At 68.9% G+C, this 3,530-nt stretch carries 3 protein-coding genes; 2 read left to right on the forward strand and 1 reads right to left on the reverse strand.

Annotation, left to right across the window (positions count from 1 at the left end):
* The first annotated feature begins 121 nt into the window (after positions 1 to 121).
* A complete protein-coding gene (locus VMJ70_13975; protein HTO92233.1) occupies positions 122 to 1,792 on the forward strand; it encodes a DUF1800 domain-containing protein in 1,671 nt (556 codons plus the stop codon).
* 9 nt (positions 1,793 to 1,801) lie between these two features.
* Positions 1,802 to 3,064, forward strand: coding sequence for a DUF1501 domain-containing protein (locus VMJ70_13980; GenBank protein ID HTO92234.1), 1,263 nt, complete (start codon positions 1,802 to 1,804; stop codon positions 3,062 to 3,064).
* A gap of 236 nt (positions 3,065 to 3,300) precedes the next feature.
* On the opposite strand, the gene VMJ70_13985 is transcribed toward VMJ70_13980, so the two are convergent.
* A partial coding sequence (locus VMJ70_13985; protein HTO92235.1) for an HNH endonuclease occupies positions 3,301 to 3,530 on the reverse strand: 230 nt, incomplete at its 5' end.

Here is a 3,530-nt window from a genome sequence, read left to right on the forward strand (position 1 = left end):
CCCGTCCCTCCGGCCACGGCGCCGTCGTCGGCGCGCGCCTAGCGGCGAGTGGGCGGGCCATTGGCCGTGCTACTCTTGGCGCTCTAAGAGACCCCGCCGGCCGCTCTGAAGGTCCCGGCACGTGCGTCAACTGGAGTTCGCTGCTCATCTCGCCGGCCGAATAACCCTGGCCACGCTCGCGATCCTCGCGGTCGCGATCGCGCCGCCGGAATCCGCGACGCGAGCTCGCGCCGACGACATGGCGGCCCCGGACGCCAGCCGCCCGCCTCTCACGGCTCGCGACTCGGCCCTGATCGTGCTCAATCGCCTCGCCTACGGCCCGCGTCCGGGTGATGTGGACCGCGTCGCCTCGATAGGCGTCATGCGCTGGGTGAACCAGCAGCTCGACGCACCGAGGGACCGCGCGCGCCAGCAGATCGAGTCTCAGTTCGCGATCCTGCGCCTCGATCGCCAGGATCTCGCGCGCAAGTTCGTCGAAGCTCGCGACGCCGGTAAGGCGGACAAGGCCGATTCGCTGACCATGTCCATGGATCCCGCGCTGCGCGAGTACCGCGAGCTGACCGACCAGTTCCAGCAGCTGGTGGTGGCGCGCGCAGTCACCGCGGACAATCAGCTCGAGGAGATTCTCGCCGACTTCTGGATCAATCACTTCAACGTGTTCCTCGGCAAGAACACCGATCGCTTCCTGCTCCCCTCCTACGTCGAAAAGACGATTCGCCCGCGAGTGCTGGGGAAATTCGAAGACTTGTTGATCGCGACCGCCGAGAGCCCGGCGATGATGGTCTACCTCGACAACACGCTGAGCGTGGCCAAGGGCGCGATGCCGCCCCAGCTCGCGCGCGCCGAGATGCGGGAGATGCGCGGGTACTCGTCGATGTCCGAAGAGCAGATCGAGCGCATCAAGTCGCGCATGCCGACCGGCATCAACGAGAACTACGCGCGCGAGCTGTTCGAGCTGCACACGCTCGGCGTGGACGGCGGCTACACGCAGCAGGACGTCACGCAAGCGGCGCGCATCCTGACCGGCTGGGGCGTGGATCCGCCGGCGAAGGGCGGCGGCTTCGTCTATCGGGATTGGGCGCACGACGATGGCGAGAAGCAGGTGCTCGGGCAACGCTTCCCCTCCGGACATGGCCAGGACGAGGGCGTGAAGCTGCTGCGCATGCTGGCGCGCCATCCTGCCACCATGCAGCACGTCGTCACCCAGCTCTGCGAGCGGCTGGTGAGCGACGATCCACCGGCCGGGGCGGTCGAGGCCGGAGTCGCGGCGTGGAAGAGAAGCGACGGCTCGATCCGCGAGGTGGTGCGCGCCATCATCGCCACTCCGGAGTTCTGGGAAGCGGCGCGCTCGCGCTCCAAGTTCAAGACGCCGCTCGAATTCGTGGTCAGCTCGGTGCGCGCGGTGGGCGGCACGGTCGGAGCCGAGCCCGGACCGGCGCGCGCGGTCGCACGGCTCGGCCAGCCGCTCTACCAGCAGCCGGTCCCGACCGGCTACGCCGACACCGAGGCGGCATGGGCCAACAGCTCCGCGCTGTTCGAGCGCATGAACGTGGCGGTGGCGCTCGCGGCCGGGAAGATGCCGGGCGTCAGCGTCGATCTCGATCCGCTGGTCGGGACCACCGGCGACGCCGACGCGTTGCTTCAGCGCGTGGACCAGGCGCTGTTCTCGGGACAGCTCTCATCGCACACCGAAGAAGTTATCCGCCGCCAGATCGCCGATCTCCAGCCACCGCAGGCGCGCGCGATGGCCGTCGGCCTGGGGCTCGGCGGCCCGGATTTTCAGCATCAGTAGGAGGCGTTTGTGAGTCTCGATTCTTTCGTGACCGTTTCGCGCCGCGCGTTCCTGCGAGCGGGCGCGCTGGCGCTGGTCAGCTTCGGGCTGGATCCCCTGTTCCTCGATCGCGCCGCGTTCGCCCTGGCGCCCCCGCCCGGAAAGCGCCGCGTACTGGTGTGCATCTTCCAGCGAGGCGCGGTGGACGGCCTGAGCATGGTGGTCCCGCACGCCGACGCCGCGTACTACCGCGAGCGACCGCGCATCGCGATCCCTCAGGATCAGGTGCTCGATCTCGACGGCCACTTCGGTCTTCATCCCGCGCTCTCGGGATTGATGCCGTTGTGGCGGCAGGGCCTGCTCGCGCCGGTGCAGGCGGTGGGTTCGCCGGACCTCACTCGCAGCCACTTCGACGCACAGGACTACATGGAGAGCGGTACACCGGGCGTGAAGTCGACGCCCGACGGCTGGCTCAACCGCTGCGCCGCGCACGACGAAGAGCATCGCCGCACGCCCTTCCAGTCGGTGGCGTTCGGGCCGCAGCTCCCCCGCATCCTGGCGGGCAGCGCGCCGGCCCTGGCGATTTCCGATCTGCGCGCGTTCGGCATCCGCGTCGGTCAACCCGCGGTGCGCGATCGGCTGACACGCGCGTTCGAAGAGCTGTACGAGCAATCCGCGACCGGCATCGTCGCCTCGTCGGCGGCCGAGGGCTTTGAAGCGGCACAAGCGCTGCAGAAACTGAATCCCGGCGACTACCAGCCCGAGCACGGCGCGCAGTACCCGAACGGCAAGCTCGGCCGCTCGCTCATGCAGATCGCACAGCTCATCAAGGCCGACCTCGGGCTCGAGAACGCGTTCGCCGACGCCGGCGGCTGGGACACGCACATCGCGCAGGGAGCCGGAGAGGGGCAACTGGCATCGCGGCTTCGCGAGCTGGGCGATTCGCTCGCGGCGTTCGCGCAGGATCTCGGCGACCGGATGAGCGACGTGGTGGTGCTCACCATGTCCGAGTTCGGGCGCACGATCGCCGAAAATGGCAGCATCGGCACCGATCACGGTCACGCCACCGCGATGTTCGTTCTGGGCGGAGGCGTGCGCGGCGGACGCGTCGCCGGCAAGTGGCCGGGGCTCGAAGCCGCGCAGCGCTTCGAGGGCCGCGATCTCGCGTTGACCACCGACTTCCGCGATCTGTTCGGCGAGATCCTCACGCGGCATTCGGGCGTCGCCGATCTCGCCGCGATTTTCCCCGGCTACGATCCCTCGCCGGCGCGATTCCCGGGAGTCATGTCCTAGGCTTCGCGCCTCTGGCGACGGGCAGGACGCCTGCCATCTTCGCGGTCGGCGCCTGCCCAGCCTCGACAACTTGTCACGCTCGCGGCACTGACGAACTGAAGGCCTGCGCTCGAGCGAGAGCAGGAACGCACAGCACGACTAGAGCAATCAGGGTCAGAATTCGGGCGCGCGCGGGGTCCGCTAGGCGGTTCATGGGCTCCTCGAACGGATGGGGGCGCAGGACTCGCGTAACCCCCCTACGTGCGAGCGTCCGAGAGCGAACTCGACTCTCGAGCTGCGGCGGCCCGCGCCTCGATGGCCGCCTGTCGTTTGCCATTCATGAAGCCCTGGCCGAATTCCCGTTCGGCCACGTACTGATTGTGGGCGCGGCAGAGCTGGCGCACGTTGGCCACGGTTGATTCACCCCCGCGGGCCACCGGAATCACGTGATCGAACTCCAGCCCGTGCCGCGCGTCGCAGCGCTTCC

The sequence above is a fragment of the Candidatus Sulfotelmatobacter sp. genome (assembly GCA_035498555.1).
Taxonomy (GTDB): Bacteria; Eisenbacteria; RBG-16-71-46; order RBG-16-71-46; family RBG-16-71-46; genus DATKAB01.